Here is a 656-nt window from a genome sequence, read left to right as displayed (position 1 = left end):
ACGAATCCCTTTGGGAGAATGCTCGTCGGTGGTTTTGTTCGCCAAGGCGAGCAAAACGGAGCTTTTGTTCAAAATATCCGGTACTTCTGAATTTTGGATTGTACCAAAAACAGACACAAAATCATTTATATCATGCTCATTGGCAAGCGATTGAATAATTTGTTTTGAACTTTCATTAATCAAATAAAAATCTAATCTAACTGTCTTTTTGTCAATTAAATTATTGATAGATAAGCGTTTAATAGCCTGAAAAAGTAAAGTGGGATTTTTTACCGCAAGGCTTTCTATTCTACCGGCGTAGGTAATTCGAAATTGTTCCGTTTTAATTTCTTTGTAATCAAACAGTTCCGGGTCAAATCCGTTGAAAATTAGAGTAACGTTTGGATTGAATTTTTGTAAAAATTGCTTATGCCAGTCGGAAACTGTAATAACCGCGTTGGCTTGTTGCAAAACTTTGTTTCGCTGCCGAATAAGTCGATTTTGATTTTTTTTTGCAATCAACTCATTGATTTTACTGGATTTAATCAATAATTTGCTGGTGTATTCATTATTTGGAAATTGTTCGAAAATGTCTCTAATGTCCGAAATAAACGGAATGTGGTATTCTTCGCTCAATTCCTGAGCGGCTTTGGCAAAGTAAGTCTGAAACGAATTGC

General features: G+C 34.9%; 1 protein-coding gene. It reads right to left on the bottom strand.

The features are described 5' to 3' along the window. Positions 1-501, bottom strand: a 501-nt coding sequence (locus tag ASC50_RS01485; protein WP_162491119.1) for a glycosyltransferase family protein, incomplete at its 3' end; no start/stop codon positions are given. Positions 502-656 lie beyond the last annotated feature (155 nt).

This window comes from Candidatus Symbiothrix dinenymphae, from assembly GCF_001431085.1.
Note: the sequence above shows the minus strand (reverse complement) of the source record. Positions and strands in the feature narration are given on the sequence as shown.